Annotated in this window: 18 protein-coding genes and 1 pseudogene; 5 read left to right on the top strand and 14 right to left on the bottom strand. The window is 55.2% G+C overall.

Going from position 1 to position 21124, the window contains the following annotated elements; all coding sequences use genetic code 11:
* Positions 1–54 precede the first annotated feature (54 nt).
* Positions 55–1209: a glycosyltransferase family 1 protein gene (locus tag M2427_RS36890; protein ID WP_280711713.1), complete on the top strand. Its 1155-nt coding sequence runs from the start codon at positions 55–57 to the stop codon at positions 1207–1209.
* 43 nt (positions 1210–1252) lie between these two features.
* On the opposite strand, the gene M2427_RS36885 is transcribed toward M2427_RS36890, so the two are convergent.
* From M2427_RS36885 to M2427_RS36835, 11 genes and pseudogenes are all read right to left on the bottom strand, one after another.
* Positions 1253–2506 carry a glycosyltransferase gene (locus M2427_RS36885; protein WP_280711712.1) on the bottom strand — a complete coding sequence of 418 codons (1254 nt, stop codon included), beginning with the start codon at positions 2504–2506 and terminating at the stop codon, positions 1253–1255.
* Between the two features lie 28 nt (positions 2507–2534).
* A complete protein-coding gene (locus M2427_RS36880; protein ID WP_280711711.1) occupies positions 2535–3362 on the bottom strand; it encodes a WecB/TagA/CpsF family glycosyltransferase in 828 nt (275 codons plus the stop codon).
* 24 nt (positions 3363–3386) lie between these two features.
* Positions 3387–4475: a glycosyltransferase gene (locus tag M2427_RS36875; RefSeq protein ID WP_280711710.1), complete on the bottom strand. Its 1089-nt coding sequence runs from the start codon at positions 4473–4475 to the stop codon at positions 3387–3389.
* A gap of 233 nt (positions 4476–4708) precedes the next feature.
* Positions 4709–5380: a hypothetical protein gene (locus M2427_RS36870; RefSeq protein WP_280711709.1), complete on the bottom strand. Its 672-nt coding sequence runs from the start codon at positions 5378–5380 to the stop codon at positions 4709–4711.
* Between the two features lie 249 nt (positions 5381–5629).
* The gene (locus M2427_RS36865; protein ID WP_280711708.1) at positions 5630–6988 is read right to left on the bottom strand and encodes a hypothetical protein; all 1359 of its coding nucleotides are present in this window, start codon (positions 6986–6988) and stop codon (positions 5630–5632) included.
* Between the two features lie 176 nt (positions 6989–7164).
* Positions 7165–8342 (bottom strand): annotated as a pseudogene (locus M2427_RS36860) (IS256 family transposase).
* A gap of 412 nt (positions 8343–8754) precedes the next feature.
* A complete protein-coding gene (rfbA, locus tag M2427_RS36855) occupies positions 8755–9624 on the bottom strand; it encodes a glucose-1-phosphate thymidylyltransferase RfbA (protein WP_280711707.1) in 870 nt (289 codons plus the stop codon).
* 13 nt (positions 9625–9637) lie between these two features.
* Positions 9638–10525, bottom strand: a complete 888-nt coding sequence (rfbD, locus tag M2427_RS36850) for a dTDP-4-dehydrorhamnose reductase (protein WP_280711706.1) — start codon at positions 10523–10525, stop codon at positions 9638–9640.
* 9 nt (positions 10526–10534) lie between these two features.
* Positions 10535–11584 (bottom strand): dTDP-glucose 4,6-dehydratase, encoded by a 1050-nt coding sequence (rfbB, locus tag M2427_RS36845; RefSeq protein WP_280711705.1) that lies wholly within the window; start codon positions 11582–11584, stop codon positions 10535–10537.
* Positions 11585–11597: 13 nt separating this feature from the next.
* Complete coding sequence (gene rfbC, locus M2427_RS36840) at positions 11598–12161, bottom strand: dTDP-4-dehydrorhamnose 3,5-epimerase (RefSeq protein WP_280711704.1); 564 nt, start codon at positions 12159–12161, stop codon at positions 11598–11600.
* A 384-nt stretch (positions 12162–12545) separates the two neighbouring features.
* Positions 12546–14147: an undecaprenyl-phosphate glucose phosphotransferase gene (locus M2427_RS36835; RefSeq protein ID WP_280711703.1), complete on the bottom strand. Its 1602-nt coding sequence runs from the start codon at positions 14145–14147 to the stop codon at positions 12546–12548.
* Positions 14148–15105: 958 nt separating this feature from the next.
* Between M2427_RS36835 and M2427_RS36830 the strand changes: the two genes are divergently transcribed.
* The gene (locus M2427_RS36830; protein ID WP_280711702.1) at positions 15106–15855 is read left to right on the top strand and encodes a metallophosphoesterase family protein; all 750 of its coding nucleotides are present in this window, start codon (positions 15106–15108) and stop codon (positions 15853–15855) included.
* Between the two features lie 607 nt (positions 15856–16462).
* On the opposite strand, the gene M2427_RS36825 is transcribed toward M2427_RS36830, so the two are convergent.
* Positions 16463–16786, bottom strand: a complete 324-nt coding sequence (locus M2427_RS36825; protein WP_280711701.1) for a hypothetical protein — start codon at positions 16784–16786, stop codon at positions 16463–16465.
* A 304-nt stretch (positions 16787–17090) separates the two neighbouring features.
* Here M2427_RS36825 and M2427_RS36820 point away from each other — a divergent pair, with 304 nt between their 5' ends.
* A complete protein-coding gene (locus M2427_RS36820; protein WP_280711700.1) occupies positions 17091–17447 on the top strand; it encodes a VanZ family protein in 357 nt (118 codons plus the stop codon).
* Positions 17448–18098: 651 nt separating this feature from the next.
* Here M2427_RS36820 and M2427_RS36815 read toward each other — a convergent pair.
* Positions 18099–18311, bottom strand: a complete 213-nt coding sequence (locus tag M2427_RS36815; protein WP_280711699.1) for a hypothetical protein — start codon at positions 18309–18311, stop codon at positions 18099–18101.
* Between the two features lie 466 nt (positions 18312–18777).
* Between M2427_RS36815 and M2427_RS36810 the strand changes: the two genes are divergently transcribed.
* A complete protein-coding gene (locus tag M2427_RS36810; RefSeq protein ID WP_280711698.1) occupies positions 18778–19035 on the top strand; it encodes a PilZ domain-containing protein in 258 nt (85 codons plus the stop codon).
* 455 nt (positions 19036–19490) lie between these two features.
* On the opposite strand, the gene M2427_RS36805 is transcribed toward M2427_RS36810, so the two are convergent.
* Positions 19491–19697, bottom strand: coding sequence for a cold-shock protein (locus M2427_RS36805; RefSeq protein ID WP_065724896.1), 207 nt, complete (start codon positions 19695–19697; stop codon positions 19491–19493).
* A gap of 359 nt (positions 19698–20056) precedes the next feature.
* Between M2427_RS36805 and M2427_RS36800 the strand changes: the two genes are divergently transcribed.
* Positions 20057–20350 carry a hypothetical protein gene (locus M2427_RS36800; RefSeq protein ID WP_280711697.1) on the top strand — a complete coding sequence of 98 codons (294 nt, stop codon included), beginning with the start codon at positions 20057–20059 and terminating at the stop codon, positions 20348–20350.
* Positions 20351–21124: the final 774 nt, after the last annotated feature.

The raw sequence follows: 21124 nt of genomic DNA, 5'->3' as shown, positions 1-21124 counted from the left end.
GCATGCACTCGCAAAAATCATATATGGCAAAACCAGTGAAGGCACGAGCCGACGATGGTCTTGCGCGCTTCCATGGTTGATCATCCCACAATACTCATCAATCACTTGATGGAACCACCGGCGCGCATTACCGGGATAACAAGAGTCTTGTTCTCCCTTTTGGAGCAGTTGGTTGGACTTCCACATTTTCGCTATGTGCTGGCCACGACCTGGTCGTCAGACCAGCTACCTCCCGCGTTATTGCAGTCCGGGGCCTTGGAGGTGGTGACACGGCCCTTTCATCCTAGCCTGCCTAAAAATATAATGGCGCAAATGGTTACAGTGCCGCAACTAATGCGCAAGTTTGCTGCGGCCGCCGAACTCAATTGCAATCCGGTGGGATGTTTTTGGCCAAACTGGCCAAGAGTGATCACAGTGCACGACCTTTACTATGATGTGACGCCGCAATATTACCCGCGACGCCATCGGCTCTGGTGGAATATCTTTTTTCCCTTGGCACTGCGTGCGGCGACCCGTGTAATATGCGTTTCCCGCTCCACCAGAGAGGATTTGCAACACTACCATTCGCGACAATTCGATAAGACGATCGTTGTACACAACGCAGCCGCACTTGAAGGCGCCGTTCGCAACAGGAATGGTCTGGCCGCTCTGCCTGACATCGAAGACGGCGCTCCCTACGCAATTTTTGTCGGGAACATCTCGCCGAATAAAAATCCGACGTGTCTTGCCGCAGCTCTCAAGATACTCGAACAACGCGGCCGTCCTCTCACCGTCTACCACGTCGGAAGAGACGAGGTTAGGCTGCTGGCGCTCAGCGTAGCTGATGCCGGCTTAGCCTATCCGATCAAGAATTTTGGCATACTGACCGACGAGGCGCTTGTTGCCGCCTATCGCCGCGCACGGTTTTTGATTTCGACCTCGACTCATGAAGGTTTTTGCCTGCCTATCCTGGAGGCGCAAAGTTGCGGAACTGCGGTTATTTGTTCTGACATTCCGGTACTGCGCGAAGTGGCAGGCGAAGCAGCCCTCTTTTTCGACCCGAACAACCCTACAGCACTCGCTGATTGCATTGACCGGATCATCGACCAGCCGGATCTCGGTCGCCGTTTATCAGAAGCCGGTGTGCAAAATGCCGCCCAGTTTTCTTGGGCTCGCGCCGCCAGGGAGACCGAAGCAGTTTTAAAATCAGCGATCCTCGGCTCGCAATAACGCACCGCGTTTCGGACGCGGGCCCGTTAGGGACTGTCGTTGCTCACGTCACAGGTCGGTTACGATCGGTAAGCGTCGCTGAGCGCACCTCGGCTTCGGCTGAGCCACGTTCGAAAAGTGCCTTGTGTCGCGCGAAATGTCCCATCAACTGGGTATTCACCGAAAATCTTTCTATTTTTCGATGCACGAGTTTTGGATCAATCCGACGGGACCGGATCAATGACCACGTCTCACAGAGGCGATCAGCTAGCTGGGCGATCAGAACCGGTTCGTCAACGCCGCGTTCGACCATCGAGCCGCTGACGCCCTCCTCAATAACTTCATCAAACTGCGGCAGCCGGATAGCCACCACAGGCCGCCCGACAGAAAGCATTTCCAGAAGGTAGCAAGGCATCCCCTCGAAGAAGGAGGTCAGAAAGCCTGCGTGGCATCGCGCTGCTATTGCTGCAACCTGCGCTGGAGTACAAAAGCCAGGGCGGATCGTAAATTTATCGATCAGCTTAAATTCAGCATACCTATCCGGATCGCTTGTCCCGACATAGTGAAACTCGAAGGCACCGTTAAGGCGCTCGTGAACTTCTTTAAGTGTCTTAAACATCGTCGGGGGATCCTTGAACTCGTCCAGTCGCCCGGCGAACATCACGCGAAATATGCCGTCCCTCACATCGAAATCGGCCTGCCTAAACGTTACAGTGTCGACACTTACGGCCATGCAGACAACGCGATCGCTCGCGACTTTGAACTCCTCTTCAACGCGGCGAGCAATATTCGAATTAACGCATACAATCTTGTTCGCCAGTCGGATCGCAATTTCCTCATTCGCTCGATGGAGAAACCAGTACTTTTTAATTAAAGAGTCCATTTTGTCTGCTTTTGAACCCTCCCCGTGAATGATCTGGATTGCCGGCTTTCCGAGCAACCGCGGGAACAGGGCAAATTCGAAACGCTGCAGTTCGATGCTTCCGGTCACGTTTCGCGTAACTCTGCGGATACTGCGCAAATAGCGGACAAGCCCAATGCCAAATCTAAATGTCAAGGACTGACCCAGCGATTTGGCTGCGCTATGAATCTGGTCTGCGGGGAAAAAGCTCACAGGCAAAAAATCAAACGACTGACCATCGATGTCTGCCGTCGTCACTTGGCCAAGCTTGCAGTCGCCACGGCTGTCGACACCCACAAACAGCATTCGGCAATCTGGTGGCGGATATCGCAGCATCTGCCGAACATGCGTTTCAATACCGCCAACCTTAGAACCGCGCGGATCCATCGGATGAATGAGACAGATTTGATATGTCACTTTCTTACTCCTGCTCGACTCAGCTCGCTCAACCCGTTGCCAGCGGCCGACGATGGACGGCCGTCCGCGCGAACAAGGTGAGAAGCAAAATCGCGCAACGAAAATAGCGAATTGCCAAACGTCGCGGATTGAGAATAAGACGCCAAGCCCATTCCAGATAGAGCCGTCTCACGAAAGGCGGGCAGCGAATCTGGGTGCCGGCAATAAAATCTAGCCCGCCTCCGACCCCAATAAATGCAATATTGCTTGTTTCCTCGATCGCGCGCGCGGCAAACAGCTCCTGCCGTGGAGCGCCCAAGGCCACAAAGCAGATTTTGGCGCCCGATTCCCCGATGATTGAGATCATTTCACTCGCAGCTTCCGACTGGCTGTCAAAATCCGGCGGCGGCGCATAGACGCCGCAAATCTCGAGATCTGGGCAGCTCGATACAAGGCGCTTGGCGCTCAAACACAACGTACGCAAGGTTGGGCCGACCAGAAAAACGGGAATCTTTGCAGCCGCAGCTCTCTCGCACAAAGGCAGCACAAGATCGGCCCCTGGAGCTCTTTCAATCGGAAAGCCATCAAGGCGCGCAAGCGCAGCAATCGGAAATCCGTCTGCGCTGGCGATTTCGGCCTTCTGATATGCCTTCAAAAAGCCGGGGTCCTGCCTGCGTTTCACAAGATGATCCAGATTTACGGTACACACCATGAATGATTGAGGCAGGCTAAGTCGCTGCTCAATCCGGGCGACAGCATCTGAAATCCCCGATACATTGACGCATTGCCCATCCACAACCGCCAAGGGCGGAAGAGGAGCAATTAACGCCGTCACATCGGCGGTGACATTCGCAGCAGACATGTCGTTAATCGACATCTATTCCAACCTGTTTCTCATCAGCTAGGCGACTTGGCGCTGCGTTGGAACGCCCCGAGTGTCCGAAATCAAGCGGTCAAAAAACTCCAGGACGTGATGTCGATCCGCTTCTGCCAATCGGTTCCAACGTTCGATATTTGCGATTGAAGCATTTGAATGAAGCCGACGCCATTGTGCTTTGTCGAGCATCTGCCTGACTAGCTCGCATGACCGTCGGGGATCGGCTGGGTCAATATATATTCCAGACGATCCCAACACTTCCCGAAATATCGCAGCGTCTGGGGCAATGATTGGTAATCCGCCATATTGTGCCTCGAGCAGCGGCAGACCAAGCCCTTCCTCATGCGAGGTGCACAAATAAAGATCGGACGAACTCAAGATTTCGCCCGCTTCACGATCTCTGAGAAAGCCATGCAGAGTGACCCCCGGCCGGGTGGAAAGAATCCGGACATCGTCACCCCACCCGCTGCGGCCGATGATGTGCAACTCGATAGGGCAACCCATAAGGCCGGATAAATTTTCGCATAACTCCGCCGCCGCGATAAAGTTCTTTCTCGGTTCAATCGTGCCAATGGCAACCACCTTCAACGGCTGGGGACGGGCGGGTCGATCGCCACGGTCGCCAACCGCAAGCCCCAACACGTTGCGGATGACAGGCCGGTACGGAATGATGGATGCACGCGGATCGCAATAGGCCCTCAGCTTCGTCGCCGTATCTTCCGAATTCGTGAGAAAGTTCTGAAAATGCTGAATCGCGATCCGAAAAAGCGGCGCCATATAGTATTTTCCGGCCCTGTTTAGCTGATCTCGGCGACTTAAGAGAAAGAGATCGTGTACGTAAAGCACCGACCGCTCCGGAATTAGGGAGAAATATGGCGACGGCGGAAATCCCGGAAAAACGAATACATCCCGGCGATTTCGAATACCGGCCCAGGGAAGACCAATCATTTGGGCTGCCATGACACCCAATTTACCGGTACCCGCGGGGTATGCTTTTGACGAGAATGGCGCTAAGGCACGGGCATTGAATAATTCGGCGGTTATTCGTTCGATTCCGCTAGCCCGACGGCCCATGTGCGAATGATCCAACCAGATCGTGGCTGACTTGTGCATGCCGACCCTGTCCACCGACTAAAATTCGCCGCTTTACACCGCCTACTTGAGCTGTTTAGCCGATCGCGCGGCCCCGCCCAAGGGTGAAATTCCTGCGCTCATAACCTGGACGCAAAAGGCGGCTGATTGATGGTGCTGTCCGTGGGTAAATTTCGATGCGGCCATACCAACAACGTAGGACATCATTACCGCGCGTAAAGCTGTATCGCAAAAGCAACTTTGAGGCCAAGGTTTCAGAGCAGTGATGCCGCAAAGCCTTCATCAAAGGATTTGACGACTTCCTGTAGATATTTCTTGGTCTCCGCTCCAGCGCTTTGGTAGGCGCGCGTGATGGCAGGTTTTAAATCAGGCCGACGAGTGAGGATGATGCGAATGTCGCCCCGCCCCAAATCTCGCAAATCAGGATCGCTGATCATACCTGGGTCTGAAAGGATCAGCAGGCGCGCAGGAAACAAGGACGCATTTCCTGGCGCGGTGAGATAGGACATTTTTAAAGCTTCGGCCGTTGCCGATTTTCCGCTCGCTTGGTTTCGCTGTAGCGCAGCCAGCAAAAGCCAGACATCGGCCGCGTGGGGAGCGTCGCTTAGCGAATGTCTCGCTAAAGATAGCGCGCGCTCACGCCTTGCGACTTTTTGTTGAGACGTCTGCGCATTGAACAGGCCGATTACCGGGCCGGAATGCGCGAATGCCATGTTTGCAAGCAAGTCCGCGCGAAAAGGCGCCGCCTGTGACGCCCAGTCTGAGAATGGTGACACATCAAGCTCTTGGTTTTGGGGGCCTAAATCGAAAGAATAAGTTCGAACTTTGGGCGTCGATATCTCCGCAAACAGTGTTGCGATCGAATACCAGCCCAGCAACAACGCCATTGCGAGGGTGGTGAGGCGGAAGCTTGGCAGATAATTCATCAGCAGTAGTCTCTCAAGCCAAATTAAGATCGCAAAAACGCGATCGCTCTAGATGGTCAGCAAAGCCAGAATACCTGTGGCATATACCCCAATGTCGATATTGGTGCGATACGGCCGGGTATCGGGTTTAGCGACAGGAGTGTGACCATGCACGACGTGTTTAGAACGATACAAACTGAATCTGCTTCAGCAAAGCCAGGACCAATCAACTAAATTTCGAATAGTCATCAGCTTGCAATCGCTCAGTCTTTATTTGGCCTGGTGGCTAACAGTCTGCGCGAGCCCCAGGCCAAGGATAATAGCCAAGAGCATTTGAACAGAGGGATCGGTAAAGCTTGCATCGCAAAAGGCTTCACTAAAACCGGTGACGAGGCAGGCGGCCGCGCCGACAGCATAAAACGCGTCCCGACGTCGGGTTATCGCCCCTCGGAAGAGAACGACAAAGAGCCATACCAGACAAATTGATGCAAACAGAAACCCTAAAATTCCCCAACCCAGCAATCCCGACACAATGGTATTGAGAGCGCTGGAATGAGGCAATCCATCAATGTCGCGATAAACTAGCGACAACGCTGGAAAGCTTCCCACTCCTGATCCGAACCAGGTTGCGTCGGATAACATGCGAGCAGTAGCACTGGCCTTAGCAAGATCGACGCCGGCGAAACGAACAACCGGATTGATGGCCGGAGAAGACTCGAAGCGCACCGCGATTACGCCAAGGCAGATTGTCAATACGCCGATCCCCACGACGACCGCCGTCCAGCGCTGAAGGCCAAGCCTATGGATCGAAATAAAGACGGCGACTGTAGCGAAGCCAAAGCCCACTGCAAATAAGATATTCAGCGCGGCCGCGAAGATTAGAGAAGCTACGCAGATGCTGACGCCTGCGGTGCCTGCGAGCAGCTTCGCAACATACAGGCGCAAATCCTGACGGGGGCGTCGCGTCCGGTGGCGCTCAACGATGCGAATGACAAATACCGCATTCAAAATTGAGCCGAGCGCCACGAAGGCAACCAGCGGGTCGGAATAGACATCGCTCGGCCTAATTGAGGCAAGATTCGGAAATAAGGCAAACTCGATCGCTGTGAATGACGTTATTGCGCATAATGCGAACAACACTGTCTTTGCCCGATCCCGATTCTGCGAAAGGACAGCAGTTGCGAAGCAGAGGCAAAGCAATGTTACGTAACCAAATAACGAACGAACACTCGTCCCTAAATCGATGGTGATATGGCCGGCCAAAGGCTCTCCGAGGGCCGCAGCGGCATCACGCCAAATCGGCTGTTCTACGCCATCGATCGAAAGTGGTAAGACCTGCAAAAGCACCCAAAAGAGCGGAAATGCCGCCGCAAACGCAATGCCCTGGAAAATTGAAAAAGCCCGCCGCACTTCTTCTCGAGGTGCCTGCGGCAGACCGACCATCATAAGAGCGACGAGCAGCATAAAGAGGTGCGGGCCTACCCCACCATTGCTCATAGCGAGGACTGGCGCCCCAGCAATGAGAATCAACAGGATGCCGAAACTGGAAGAGACGCCCGCAATTGGTTTCGTCTCACTACTCTGCGAGGATAGGCTCAAAGTGACCGCCAAAATTACTGAGCGAACCATTCTAGGGTACGATTACTTTCGATTGAAGATAACCTCGAGAGCAGCCGATCTGGAATGGGCTATGAACACAACGATTATTTTTTTTGCCGCGCCGCCAATTTTATGACAAAGATCGTGCTCCTAGCGTGATATGGCTGGCGGCTGCTTACCGCGTTCGCCGGCATAGGCCGGGCTGATCAGCTTGCGATAGGCTGAAGGCTGACGGTTGGATCATCGCTCAACGGCGCGCTGGTTTCCAGCGTCATGTAGCGGGCCCGCTGGACGGCCCTTTCATCGTTCTGTTCGAGCAGGATCGCGCCGATGAGACGGACAATGGCTCGCTCATCGGGGAAGATGCCGACGACCTTGGTCCTGGGCTTGATCTCGCCGTTGAGGCGCTCGATCTGGTTGGTCGAGTGCGGCTTGGTGCGTCGCCGCGGCGGGAACGTCATATAGGCCAGCACGTCGGTCTCGGCATCGTCGAGGAAGCCGGCGAGCTAGGGTAGCTTGGGACGGAGCTGATCGGCGACCTTCCGCCATTGCGCTCGTGCGGCCTCGGCATCGACCCGGGCAACGCAGTGGCGAGGAAGGCGGAGACGACACACCGTCCCCTTTTTGCCGGCATGGGCCAGCGCGTTGCGCATGAAGTGCACGCGGCGACGTTGCCAACTGGCGTTGAGCACCTTGGCGACGGTCGCCTTGATGCCCTCGGGGGCGTCGGAGACGACCAGCTTGACGCCGCGCAAGCCGCGGCGGGCGAGCTTGCGCAGGAACGCCGTCCAGAATGTCTCGGCCTCTGAGGGGCCGATATCCATGCCGAGAACCCCGCGCCGGCCGTCGCTGTTGACGCCGACCGCGACGATCACCGCGACCGACACGATGCGCCCCTGCTGGCGCACCTTCACGAAGATAGCGTCGATCCACAGATAGGGCCAATCGCCCTCGATCGGGTGAGCGAGGAACGCCTTCACCTTGTCATCGATCTCCGCGCACAGCCGCGGGACCTGGCTCTTGGAGATGCCGCTCATGCCACTGGACCAGGTCGTCGACCGAGCGGGTCAAGACGCCCTGCACATAGGCTTCCCACACCATGGCCGTGAGCGCCTTCTCGGCCATCCGGCACGGCTCCAGGGAGCCGGGGAAGTACGATCCCTTGCGCAGCTCTGGGATGCGCAGCTAAATTAGATCTCTAATAGACCGTGCCGGCGCGGGTCTCCCAGGTCCGGTCGCGGTAGCCATTGCGCTGGACCAGACGCTTGGGGGTCTTATCGCCATAGGCACCTCCGGTTTGGCGTTCGACCTCCAGCTCCATCAGGCGCTGGGCCGCAAAGCCGATCATCTCGCGCAACAGATCGGCATCAGGGGTCTTCTGCATGAGCGTGCGCAGGTTCAACGTGTGGTCATCGGTGGTTCCTCGTTCGCATTGGCGTGTCGAAACCCGATCCTACCGGAGAACTGCCGGTGACCACCGCAAAGCCGCCGCCCGCTACGGCGCGATTTGGGGGCGCGCGTCCGGTCGGCTTTGTCTACTGAGCTACCCTCTCAGCAGCTCGAGATAATCGGTTTCGCCGCCCAGCGGCGGAGGGAGCCCAACGTCGAAGCCAGACCGAGCCCGCCCGCCGCGAGAGTTCAAAATTCCCGCCATGCCCGCTGTCACCGCCCGTTCTCTTAGCCAATAGGCCCGAACCTGCAAGGCTCTCACTTTTCCGCGACGCTTCGAACCGCGTCGCTTATGTGCTCGTTTAGCGGCCATCAATTCTCGCTCCGAAAAAACTCCTCGAAGATACTCAACCCGATCTAGCAAGATCGGATATATAGCGACCGTAGGAACTCTTCCCCAGCGCTACGCCCAGTTTTTCCAGCTGACCACGGTCGATGTAACCTTGGTTAAAGGCGATCTCCTCCGGACAGGCGATCCGAAATCCTTGTCGGCGCTCAAGCGTTGCTACAAAGTCGGCTGCTTCAATCAGACTATCGGGAGTGCCGGTATCGAGCCACGCAAAGCCGCGTCCCATCAGTTCGACCGCCAACTGCCCCCGTTCGAGATAGACCCGGTTGAGGTCAGTAATTTCTAGCTCGCCGCGCGCCGAGGGCTTGATTCCTGCAGCAATCTCCGAAACGTGCTGATCATAGAAGTAAAGCCCGGTCACCGCAAAATTCGATTTTGGCTGCAAAGGCTTTTCCTCAATCGATGTCGCAATACCATCCTGGTTGAACCCGACCACGCCGTAACGCTCGGGATCAGCAACATGATAGGCAAAGACTGTAGCCCCGGACGTGCGCTTGACCGCATTGCCTAGCAGCTCCGGCAGGCCGTGCCCGTAAAAAATATTGTCGCCGAGAACGAGTGCGGAAGGCCCGCCTTCGACGAACGGCGCGCCTATGATGAAAGCCTGGGCCAATCCCTCCGGCTTTGGCTGCACGGCGTAGGATAAGGAGATTCCCCAGCGGTTGCCGTCGCCCAGCAGCGCCTGAAACAGCGGCAAATCTTGCGGTGTCGAAATAACCAGAATGTCCCGGATCCCCGCCAACATCAGCGTGGTCAACGGGTAGTAGATCATCGGCTTGTCATAGACCGGCAGCAGCTGCTTAGAAGTAACCAACGTCATCGGATAAAGCCGTGTGCCGCTTCCGCCAGCCAGAATGATGCCTTTCAAAGTCACTCTCCCCTCAAGTCTTGAGCAGACGATCGAGACAGCTCGCCAACGAATTTGATAGCGGCGGCAAGCGTAAATCGAAAACCGATGCCAGCTTCGCACTGGATAGATGCGAATTAGCTGGCCGAACCGCCGGCGTCGGATATTCCGCCGTGGAGATTGGACTGACCGGAACCGAACGCCCTCCTCGAAGCGCAGCCCCCGCGACGATAAGCTCGGCAAATTTGAACCACGTGACCGCGTCTGGGCCGGCCATGTGTGTAACGCCGCCGTATTTGGCTTGCCACCCCTCGCCAAGGGCCCTTCTCGCTACAGCAAAAATGGCAGCGGCAATGTCCGGCGCATAGGTTGGACAGCCAATCTGATCATCGACGACACGCAAGCTGTCCCGTTCGGCCGCGAGACGGAGCATCGTCCTCGTGAAATTCACGCCAAATGGTGCATACACCCACGAGGTTCTCAGAATGATGTGTCGGGGATTCGCCGCAGCGACCGCCAGCTCGCCGTCTCGCTTTGACCGCCCATAGATGCTTTGCGGATTGAGGGGGTCGTCTTCAACATACGCCCCCTCCTTCTTTCCATCGAAGACATAGTCGGTCGACAAATGGATGATGGGAGCATCATGCTTTGCGGCGGCCGCTGCCACCGCTCCAGCTCCGTCGCGGTTGAGGGCGAATGCCAATTCTGGCTCCGATTCGGCTCGATCGACCGCCGTATAGGCGGCGGGATTGACAACAATGTCGGGACGGAATTCTGCCAACGCCCGTTCGATGGAGGCCGGACGCAGTAAGTCAACTTCAGGCCGCTGAGCAAAGCCGCAGACGACGTCGCTTTGAGCCTCAGCGACCTCCCGCAGTGACCTGGCAACCTGCCCGTTCGACCCGATGACATAGAGACGCATGATACGCCCTCAAGCCTTCACCAGCCCGAGCCGCTCACCTCCATAGACTTTGTCGCGCAACGGGGCCCACCAGTCGCGGCGGTCAAGATACCAGCGCACCGTCTTCTCAATACCGGTCTCGAACGTTTCGAGCGCGCGCCACCCTAGATCAGTCTCGAGTTTGGTCGCATCGATCGCGTAACGCTGATCGTGACCCGGCCGGTCGGCCACAAATTCGATAAGCTCATGGCAGGATTTGTCTGACGGGCGAAGGCGGTCCATCCATGAGCAGATTTGGCGAACAACATCAATATTGGCCCGCTCGTTCCGACCGCCAACGTTGTATGTGTGTCCTGGCTTGCCTTTCGCGAGAATGATGCCCAACGCACGCGCGTGATCTTCTACAAAAAGCCAGTCACGGATATTCGACCCATCGCCATAAACCGGTAACCGCTTGCGATCCAAAGCATTCAGTATCATCAGCGGGATTAACTTTTCCGGGAAATGGTAGGGGCCGTAATTGTTAGAACAGTTTGAAACCATCACCGGCAACCCATAGGTTCGTTGCCATGCTTTGGCGAGATGGTCGGAAGCAGCCTTCGTCGCCGAATATGGCGAGCTCGGATCGTAGGATGTCGTTTCCGTAAATAGCCCCTGCTCGCCTAGAGACCCATAGACCTCGTCGGTCGAGACGTGAACGAAACGAAAATCGTCCGTCGCCCTCTTGCTCGATGCCATGTATTTACGCGCAGCTTCCAGCAACGTGAAGGTACCAAGCACATTGGTCCGGACAAAGACGTCGGATCCGGAGATTGAGCGGTCGACATGGCTTTCGGCGGCAAGATGAACGATAGCGTCTGGCTGGTGCTTGGCAAAAATGGCACCAACCGCATCAGCGTCGCAGATGTCCTCTTTCTCGAAAGCGAATTGAGGGCGGCTAGCAACCGGCGCCAGCGAGGCCAGATTGCCCGCGTAAGTCAATTTATCGACGACCGTCACCTTGTGACCGAGCTCAAGTATGAAGTGACGGCACACCGCCGAACCTATAAACCCGGCGCCGCCCGTGACTAGAACTCGCATCTCTGGATTCTCCTCACCGACCAAATTCAAAAAACGGACCCGCTCCAGCGAGCCTCGGATGCTTACCATCCTTGTCGGACAGGATTACGTCATCGGCTGACACTCGCCAATCGATCGCCAGCTCGGGGTCGTCCCAAGCGATCCCACGATCGCACTCAGGCGCATAATAGTCGGTCACCTTATAAATGACCTCGCAATCATCCTCGAGCGTCAAATATCCGTGCGCAAAGCCCGGCGGAATCCAAAGCTGATGCCAATTAGCTGCAGATAGTTCGACCGCAACATGTCGACCGTAGGTTGGGGAGCCGACCCTGATATCGACGCCCACGTCCAGGATCGCCCCGCGTGAGCATCTCACAAGCTTTCCCTGTGCCCGCGGTGCGATTTGGAAGTGTAGACCTCGAAGAACGCCTCTCTGCGCTGAAAAGGCATGATTGTCCTGCACAAAGATGGTCTGACCTACCCAATCGGCAAAGATGTCTGCGCGGAATGTTTCCGAGAAGAAGCCACGTCGATCACCGTGCTTGCTCGGCGTGAGCAGCAGAACATCAGCGATCTCTAACTTCTCAATCTTCATTTCCACATTCCGAAAGGTCTTATTGGCTTTTCTGAGACCATGGAAAACGCGCTGGAACTGCCTAGTGATCTCTCCAAATCAGCAAGACTTGGGCCAAAAGTCTGAACCCAGGAAGTCGCGATGACTGCTCCAACTTCTAGCGGATTTATGCAATCAATGTTGGGTTGCTTAGAATTCATTAGGACACAACCTTGTCATGGTGGGAACATGCGAGAAGTCTGATTGGTCCGACAAGCGGAAAGCTTATGCCTATCACCAATGTTCGGAATCGACGGACAAAGGTTGGACGCAAGGCGAGTTGTTAGCGGCAAACTATTGCCCGCCGAAATACTTCGACGGGTTAATCGCCAACTTTGCAAGTAATCGGGATCCAGAATGTCGGTGCTAATAGGCGTTTCTGCGGCGCACCACTTCCGTAACCGTCCGGAAGAGGATCTGAAGATCAAGCGCAAAACTCCAATTGCTGATGTACCACAGGTCAAAATCAAGCCGCCTCTTCATCGACTCGACCTCAGCGGTCCCACCACGGCAACCATGAATTTGTGCCCATCCCGTAATGCCCGGCTTTACATGGTGGCGAAACGCGTAGTCCGAAAGTTGACTGCCATAGTAGGAATCATGCGCTACTGCGTGTGGGCGAGGCCCGACCAATGACATGTTGCCAAGCATCACGTTGAATAGCTGTGGCAGCTCGTCGATACTCGTTGCGCGCAAAATACTACCCAAGGTGCTAACACGCGGGTCGTCGCGCTCCGCTTGCACCACCTTAGCGCCATCCTCCATGACGCTCATGGTTCGGAACTTAAAAATCGTAAATTGCTTCGAGTTGAAACCAGTCCGTTTCTGCAAAAAGAATACAGGCCCTTTGGTATCGAGCTTAATCGCAAGCGCCGTCATCAGCATCAGCGGAGACAGCATGATGAGCCCAAATCCCGCGCCGACAATGTCAAGAGCGCGCTTAGCAACTTGCTCTAGTCGCGACAAGGGCGCGCGCTGCACCTCGATGGCAAAGGAGCGCCGAACCGTGAAAGCGGGATTGTTGACCAGATGCCGGATTCGATGATCCGGAAGGAGTTGAACCGGCAGCGGAGAATTACGAAACCTATCTCGCATGAGATCGATTATTCGCGAGTCGTTCCACGACACCGCCAAAACAATCTCCTCAGCGCCCTGCTCCCGAGCAATATCCAGGACGCGATCCAAGGACGTCAGAGCGCTTTGGTTGCCGCCGAGAGACCAACTACCACTATTGGGAAGCTCAACACGGCCGACCTCGGTCAAACCGAAGCGACGAAGAAGATCAAGCGGATCAACCGCCGGCAGCTCGTTACGCAGCCCCGCCGTCACAACGCGCCGTCCCTGAACCCGCTGACGTCGAACAGCTGCGATGAGCGCCGTTTTCATCAAGTCACGCGAGCCAAACAGGAGCGGCAAAGCGAGCAGCGCGAAACATAGAATGGAGCCTCGCGAAAACTCCACGCCAATGCGGAACAAGAAGGCGAGAAACGCCAGCAGAAGGCTCGTGAGGAACCAGTGCCAAATAATATCGCTCGTATTGCGTCTGAGCGAAAAAAGCGCGTCTACCTGATAAAACCCTGATGAGCGCCCAATCAAGATATAGAGCGTTGCTCCGGCAAGGCCCGCTCCAACATGGAAATTCAGGTTAAACGGTCCGTCCAAAAGCAACCGTTGATAGCCGGCAGCTCCAAACAAGCTTGCAGCGACGATAGCAATCGCGTCCGCTCCAGCAAAGATGAAGCCAACCGCTCCGCACGGAATTTGAACTGATTGGCGCGACTGAAAATCGTCGTTAGCAACCCGAAGCTGACCGCCAAGCCGGGAGCCACCTTCAGAAACCGTTCGTTCTGTGTCGACATTCCGAACGGTTTCGCTCGCCTGCGTCTCGGTCACGTCGCCTGCCGAGGGCAGCGCTTGATCCGGAAAGCGTATTGATTGACCTGCACGACGATCAGCAAGAAGCGCCATACCGCCCCCCTCCGATCAATATCAATCCCGACGAAAGTCCCGCAAACAGCATCGACGCGCCTTCACGACGGCGCACATCCAATTGTGAAGGCCTCATGCAAGTCGACCTCATTTAAATTCTTCGACCGCCACAACCCTCACAGGTTGCACGCTGCTTTGGTTATTTTTTAACCCTAAGACCTGTGCAACGCAACTTCAAAAATTGTGCGGAGCGAAATAGTGCACATCGTTCATCGAAACCACGCCCGTGGGAATAAGCGATTCAAAAACAGCAGGTTCAATAGTTAATTCCGGCCTCCCGCGACTTTGATACCAATGCCGCGATTTAAGCAATTCCGACGGAACTAGTTCAAATTTTAGCCTCGAGCTGAACTATGGCAATCGAAATCTCGGTGTGATTCGATAAAAGATGTTCTGCTGTTCGCTTGGTCCTCAACTTCGATTTTACACGTTAAGGCTGTTAACCCTCCTACTGCGCCTCAGATCAAGTTGTTCCCGACCAAAAATTTTTATTTCGCCTCCTTCCGACTGCAGGTCGTCTGCAGTGATGCCCTCGCCCACTTAGCTCGTTGTTCCAGGCAAAGAAATTAGCGGAGCTACTGAACAGCGGCCTGCGCTGGCTCGCCAGCATGTGAACGAAAAACTGCGAACAGGCCCGAGCGCCAACTCGTCGGTACGGAAATATGTCGCGCTATTGCCACAGCGGCTGTAGTTGAAGACGGCCCCCCGGACACTAAGCTAGCCTAATAACGGGTCCTTGAAGGGATCGCCACATTCCGCGCGCAGGCTGAGCACCAAGCATTGGCTCACCTGCCAAAATGAAGATCGGCCGTCACCGACAGCCTACGCTCCGGCGCAGGCGTCATCTTGCCGTAGTCGGAGCATTGCCTTGAACTTGCGGCCCAGCTTAACTATCAGACCGCCGTATCGACCATAAGGAACTGGCGCACAACGATCTATGGTTATAACTAGAGGACACAAAATCAAGGCCGCATCCGGTATCAAGCCACGGCTGCCCGACGGAATCCGAATTTATGCGATCGGCGATATCCACGGCAGAGCCGATTTGCTCCGGGGCGTATTTGCGGCCATAGATCTTCATCTAAGGCGCTCAGGACCGGCGCGAGCGTTGCATGTCTTCTTGGGAGACTATATCGATCGAGGCCCAAACTCGTCCGAAACGCTAGACCTTCTAGTCGAGAGGAGCCGACGACACGAGGCTATCTTTCTTAAGGGAAACCATGAAGCCTTCTTGTTAGACGTCTTGCAGGACGCGAACCGAATCGAAGCGTGGAAAGATTTTGGTGGATTCCAGACATTGCTTTCCTATGGCCTGACACCGTCGATGAGGCCTGGCCCAGACGAAAGGGACCAATTGGTCAGAGATTTGTACGCTCGCATGCCGCCTGACCATCATCGCTTACTTGCCAAGCTACAACCAAGTTTCACGTGCGGCGATTTTTTCTTTGCTCATGCCGGCGTAAAGCCCGGAATTTCATTGCAGGAACAGCGTGAAGAAGACCTGCTTTGGATCAGAGACGAGTTTTTGGAAAGCGAGCGGAACTTCGGTAAGTACGTGGTTCACGGTCACACACCGGTCGCGCAGCCGGATATTCGCGCAAACCGCATAAATATTGATACTGGCGCGTATGCCAGTGGAATCTTGACGCTTTTGACTATCGAGGGCGAACGGATGTTCGCAATCTAAACTATGCCGGCCTGCGGTTGAAAGTTGTAGAAGCTGCCGCGATGCAACTTTTCAAACCGCGACGACTACGAGCGCTTAACCCGCATTGCGGTGCAGGATAGGGAGTTAAACCTTGTCTTATGCGCCGACCTCAATCTGTGAAGTCCCTCGGGGTTCTGCTTATTCCGCGCTCACCTTGATGCGCTTTCCATCGTTATTGCCAACCATACGAAAATGACACAGCCCGAAGTGCTGGCTGCAGCCGCCGCGATCTTGCTGCAGGGTTATCTTGTCTGGCCTTCGGCACCACAAAGATATGGGCGGCCACGCCAGGCTCTCGCTCTGTGTTTGATTGTCGCGATTTTCTCACTTGTCCGAACCATCGCTCAGCGTGGCCTCGAATTTAGCAGGGCTTGAGTGCCTCTCCTGCGCAATAACGGTTGCTGGACTTGGACTTGCGTATCCTCGATGCGCTAGCGGTTGGGTTTCCGAATTGCAGCGCTCGTTCTTGTTAGAATCCTCAAACCTACATTTGCTAGCTGTCGGCGTGTCGTTTGTCAGCCTCCGTCCTTGGCATTCTGTAGTGATTCGCACGGCAAAGCAGCACAGCCCCAATCAGCGCTCAAGACTATTCCTGGAACAGCTTATAGAGCTCAACCGCCTCCTCTTTCAGGCAATCGGCAAACTGATTAGAAAATTCGGAATCTTCTCTGGATTTTTTCCCGCGAACAACGCATTCCGCAAAACGCAAACAAAACTTCTCCTGTAAGCGACGTTGTTCGATTTGATCGCTCACCTTCTTATTGTGCTTAAATTTCTCACTCGATGTAAGGTATTGCTTAAATGCTGTTGCCGCACATGCCGTCTCGTCGTCGAAGCCCCGTGCTGCTGCAAACGCAAGTCCTACTGAAGCCATCAGGCCGACTACAGCAGCCAAAACCTTTCCAATCATCGCGCTAAACTCCTGGCATCAATACACCACGGGCAGAAGATGTGCCGAGCCAAATCCTGCGCTGACCGCAACTCCAGTACGACTTTCTTTGATAGATGCGTGATGCTCGATGCTTGGTCGATCCTCGCAAAAGCATCGCGTCATGTGCTGCGCTAGAATGTCGCTCCACTGGTAACGCAAGCGGCCGAAGCAAATCCTTTTGAAATCCCGAGCAGTCTAGCGCGTTCGCATTTGTCGTCGCGCGCGTAAGAACGCAACAAATGCGAACTTGCGCAACGCAACGGCCGACACTATCGTGGATGCAATGGTTCGTAAGCTCTTCATATTGTGTGCGTGGTCAACGTTTGGCTTTGTCTGTTTTGTGACATTGTCGCCGCTCGGGCTTCGTCCAGAAACGGGTTCTGCAGGATTTGATCGCTTTGCAGCCTACGCTCTCCTAGGAGCGCTATTTGTTTTGGCTTACCCTCAACATTTCATCAAGGTCGTAGTTCTTATCGCTATTGCGGCATTGGGACTTGAGGGTCTGCAACATCTAACTCCGGAGCGACACGGTCACCTTGTCGATGCGGCGATGAAGGTAGCGGGAAGCCTTGCCGGATGCTGCTTCGCAAAATTGGGCCAAATAGTGCTTGAATCACAGGTCGCGGCCGGTAGCCGCTGACCGGTTAGAGCCGTTGTGACAGCGCAAGCAAGCGTGACCGACGCTTTCGGCCTATGGGGACCTTCAGCTGGCGAGGCTACCGACGGTAGATTCCCACGCAGGTAGTTGTCCCGTCAGTTTCATGAGCCGCGACGCCGCAGGGACGTGCTGGTACAATTATGGTCCCGATACCATCGGCAGTCGGCTTCGCCAGTCCGTTTGGCGAGGGAGCGGGTTCTGCAGCTACCCCTTGAACACCCAAGGGCGCCATGGGCGGCGGAGCTTGATTCGTCATCGGCGAGGACCCTGTAGCTGCACCAGGCGTCTCAGCATTGACTCCCGGACCGCTGCCCTGCCCGAAGGCCGCACCAACATTCAAAGCAATCAAACAAGCGCCTAATCCGATTGAAGCATGAACGCGCATGGCTAGCTCCTTGAACAACGTTCAATCACAACTGACAAAGCAGGGTCCGGCATTTGCGGCGGCAATCCAAACCTACCATCGCCAATAATCGTTGATCCTACAACGCCGAGCGAACGTCTGAGAATGCGACGTTTCACTCGCGCGAAACAATGCCACAGCACCGCTAAGTTAATACGACTGACCTAATTCTAACGCGCCGAACGGAGGTTTGGGTGAACGGGACAAGCCGCCGGCGAAGCCGAACTCCTTCAACAGCCGGTAAACCGTCGATCCGGCCCCTGATGTAGCTCTTTCAAATAAGCCCTCGCAAAAACGATGAGCCGACGACGATCATTCTGCCCTGCCGACGCAAGCTTTGCGACATACTGGGAAACTTTCTCTCTCGATTCGACCACGCTCGCAGCGTCTAGTGGGTTATTGAGCTGATAGTTTTGCAAAACTCGATCAACAATTTCATTCATGACAACCTCGACACGGTTGACGCGATGCAACATAGTGCAGTGCAACATTGTCGTTTGTGCTGGTCAAGTTGAATTTTGAGGCACGGCTTCATTGCAGTGAGCAGAAGGCGCATGCCCTCGAGCCAGCGAATTGTGGGGGCCTAGCCCGCGGTGCTGCGCGGAGCCAGCGTGTCGGGGACGCGGTCTCGTGGCAATGAAAGCAAGCATGTGAGCCCGATCCACGTTCGATAGCAGTGACGTGGACCGCACAGGTCGTTTCAAATGCGCGCAAACGCCTGTGATCCTATGATCCAGCTAGGCTCGAAAACAACGCAAGGACACCTTTTGCCGGCATTCAGATCCAATGGTCAGGTACGAGACTTAATCAAATTAGCGATGCTTACCGATTGGTCCGATGCGCGCCGCGACTTTCAAGGAGCTGCGAAACTAAGCGTCTTTTAACAAATGGGCTCTAAACTGTGCCTTTATGCACAAGCCGTCTGTTCGCTCCCCTAGAAAAGAGGCCCGACGCAGCCGCCATCAGTCCGCATGGATTGTTGTGGTTGGCGGGAATGATCGGGAGTGCAGAGTGATGGATTTGTCAGAGACCGGCGCTAAACTGTTCGCGGTGATGACCACGGACTTACCCACCAAATTCGAATTAGCATTCGTCGAGGGCGGGGCTCGCCGGCGCTGCAATGTCATGTGGCGCCGCGGCAAGATGCTGGGCGTTCAGTTTGCATAACAAGCGATCGTAGGTTTAATCCGGATCGACTTGCGCATCAAAGATTCTGAAAAGACCCGTCTGCTGCACATTCGTTGACAGCAAACGCATTCGTGCAAATCACGGCGTGCCAAACGTACCGACTTGAACTGATGTCGCGGCCAATGAATTATCTCGACTCATCGGCATCTGGCGGGCCATAGCGCAATATATGCAATAAGATGGATATGGCCAAACGCTTTCGCGTCTGTTGATTGCAGCCGGTATTGCTCTTGCGGGATATTTTGCAGCTGCGGCCTAACGATCTTCGGATGACGCGCGGATTTACCTTGAAATGCCGGCGAGTTCCTATCGCTGAAAGATGTCAGCCACGATCGAGATAAGCGCGATCATCTGTGACTGTCGGTTGATATTTGCTCACTGCTCCCACGCCAATGGTGGGAGGTTCTTCTCTTGATTGGCGAGGTGGCCCACGATCAGCCGATCCGCAAGTTCTCAGCCGATGACTTGCCGTTGCGACCGGTGATGAGCTCATAGCTTACTTTAGCTCCTTCGACGAGACCGGTGTAGCCGGCCGCCTGAACCGCTGAGATATGCACGAACACATCCGGCCCGCCGTCGTGCGGCTGAATGAAACCGAAACCTTTCGTTGCGTTAAACCATTTCACTGTACCGAGAGCCACAGCCAAAATCCCATTATCGATTGATCAGTTCAACAATAGTTTCCGGCCAGCTCGCCGACAAGAAAAACCTATTGGACCCCCGGCCAACTTCTTTAGGCGCAGGATTAATCGGTCTTGGCGGCCCGATCGAGGTAAGCCAATTAAGACGTCGCTCCTAACGAGTTTCTCGGGGGTTGTGGTCCGCGCTAGCTGCAAGCGTATCATGACCACAACTTGCCGCTGACGTTCTGCCGGCAAAGACGACGCGACCGACATGTTTGATTGCGCTCGGCCTAGCGATCTGAAGGTCCTCATTAGACCCACGCAGCCATTGAAAACTAGAGCGGCTTGGGTACGCTTTCGCGAGGGTGTGGCCACTGATGAAGCTGTTCGACCATCTGTTTGCGCGACCACAGGACCGCCTCGAGAGGGCGAGAAGCGCCGGGGAAGCGCGTGGCGCCCTCGAAGCAAAGCTGTTCCGGGTAAGCCGATCGGGCAAGGGTCCCGACTATTTTCAAGCACTTGAATGGCTGCAGGCCGTCGTCGACGAGGGTCGGAGCGAACTTCAGCCCCAGCACGCTTTCGATCGCGAATTGGAAGCTTGGGAAATGTCTTGCCGGATCGCTTTCATGATCCGCCTTGCTGAATGGCACGCCACCCCAACTCGGCGTTAGGTATAGTAACACCTATTACGGGGAAGCTTCCCGCTTTTCGCTCGATCGCGCTGGCGCCAGCTCCACACCTATGGAACCGCTCATTCGAGCAAGGCGTTGTCCGCGGTCTAGAGGAATTGTCGATGACGATCCAAGAGCAAATCTTATTGAGTTGGATCCTTGCGAACTTGGCGCTCCCTGTTTGGTTGCTATGGCGGCGATCGCCCCATTTCCGTCATCGGATTTACCAACTCATAGTTGGTAGCATTCATCCATCTAAGGATCGCGAATTTGTGCACGCATTGATCGAGACCGGACGCCAGCGAGGCAGCTCCCGCGTCTAGTAGGCGGACCTAATAGCTGGCGCGCCCACTAAGGCAGCAGGCAAGGGATAAAGACGCGCCACTGAACGAAAGAGCAATTCTCGGCGGACATCATTCGACAGGTCGGGCTCGCTAGATTAGACAAGGCGCACGGGCCGAGAGTTCCGATCTAAAGCGGGCAAGGTGATATGGCATCCTGGTCCTTGCACCGAGCAATTTGCGGTCCCAGCGATACAGCGACTAAGCAGCTTCCACTTATGGGCGAAATATACGCAAGCGCATGCATGTGTGTTTCCGCTGCCGTGCACGGACCGAGAGTCCGACAGCAGGTTCAATTGTCCAAATTTGTGTCCTCTTAAGAATCCGCCCGTCAAACGCGGGAGCAGTACGATCAGGGCGTACGGACTGCTCCCTCTACTAAATCACATCCCAGCGGACTTCCGACAGATCGCGCGGGCGATTGTTGCACTGG

Origin of the sequence: Bradyrhizobium sp. BR13661, from assembly GCF_029892425.1 — a bacterium.
In the GTDB taxonomy this organism is placed as follows: Bacteria; Pseudomonadota; Alphaproteobacteria; order Rhizobiales; family Xanthobacteraceae; genus Bradyrhizobium.
The sequence above is the reverse complement of the archived record's forward strand: the minus strand, read 5'-3'. Positions and strand labels throughout refer to the sequence as shown.

Bases quoted from the DNA above. Each gene is read 5' to 3' on its own strand.
- M2427_RS36825 (WP_280711701.1), bottom strand. From the start codon at position 16,786: ATGATTGGAAAGGTTTTGGCTGCTGTAGTCGGCCTGATGGCTTCAGTA.
- rfbB (WP_280711705.1), bottom strand. From the start codon at position 11,584: ATGCGAGTTCTAGTCACGGGCGGCGCCGGGTTTATAGGTTCGGCGGTG.
- M2427_RS36880 (WP_280711711.1), bottom strand. From the start codon at position 3,362: ATGTCGATTAACGACATGTCTGCTGCGAATGTCACCGCCGATGTGACG.
- M2427_RS36865 (WP_280711708.1), bottom strand. From the start codon at position 6,988: ATGGTTCGCTCAGTAATTTTGGCGGTCACTTTGAGCCTATCCTCGCAG.
- M2427_RS36810 (WP_280711698.1), top strand. From the start codon at position 18,778: ATGCACAAGCCGTCTGTTCGCTCCCCTAGAAAAGAGGCCCGACGCAGC.
- rfbC (WP_280711704.1), bottom strand. From the start codon at position 12,161: ATGAAGATTGAGAAGTTAGAGATCGCTGATGTTCTGCTGCTCACGCCG.
- M2427_RS36890 (WP_280711713.1), top strand. From the start codon at position 55: ATGGTCTTGCGCGCTTCCATGGTTGATCATCCCACAATACTCATCAAT.
- M2427_RS36820 (WP_280711700.1), top strand. From the start codon at position 17,091: ATGGTTCGTAAGCTCTTCATATTGTGTGCGTGGTCAACGTTTGGCTTT.
- M2427_RS36870 (WP_280711709.1), bottom strand. From the start codon at position 5,380: ATGAATTATCTGCCAAGCTTCCGCCTCACCACCCTCGCAATGGCGTTG.
- M2427_RS36800 (WP_280711697.1), top strand. From the start codon at position 20,057: ATGAAGCTGTTCGACCATCTGTTTGCGCGACCACAGGACCGCCTCGAG.
- M2427_RS36830 (WP_280711702.1), top strand. From the start codon at position 15,106: ATGGTTATAACTAGAGGACACAAAATCAAGGCCGCATCCGGTATCAAG.
- M2427_RS36835 (WP_280711703.1), bottom strand. From the start codon at position 14,147: ATGGCGCTTCTTGCTGATCGTCGTGCAGGTCAATCAATACGCTTTCCG.
- rfbD (WP_280711706.1), bottom strand. From the start codon at position 10,525: ATGCGTCTCTATGTCATCGGGTCGAACGGGCAGGTTGCCAGGTCACTG.
- M2427_RS36875 (WP_280711710.1), bottom strand. From the start codon at position 4,475: ATGCACAAGTCAGCCACGATCTGGTTGGATCATTCGCACATGGGCCGT.
- M2427_RS36815 (WP_280711699.1), bottom strand. From the start codon at position 18,311: ATGAATGAAATTGTTGATCGAGTTTTGCAAAACTATCAGCTCAATAAC.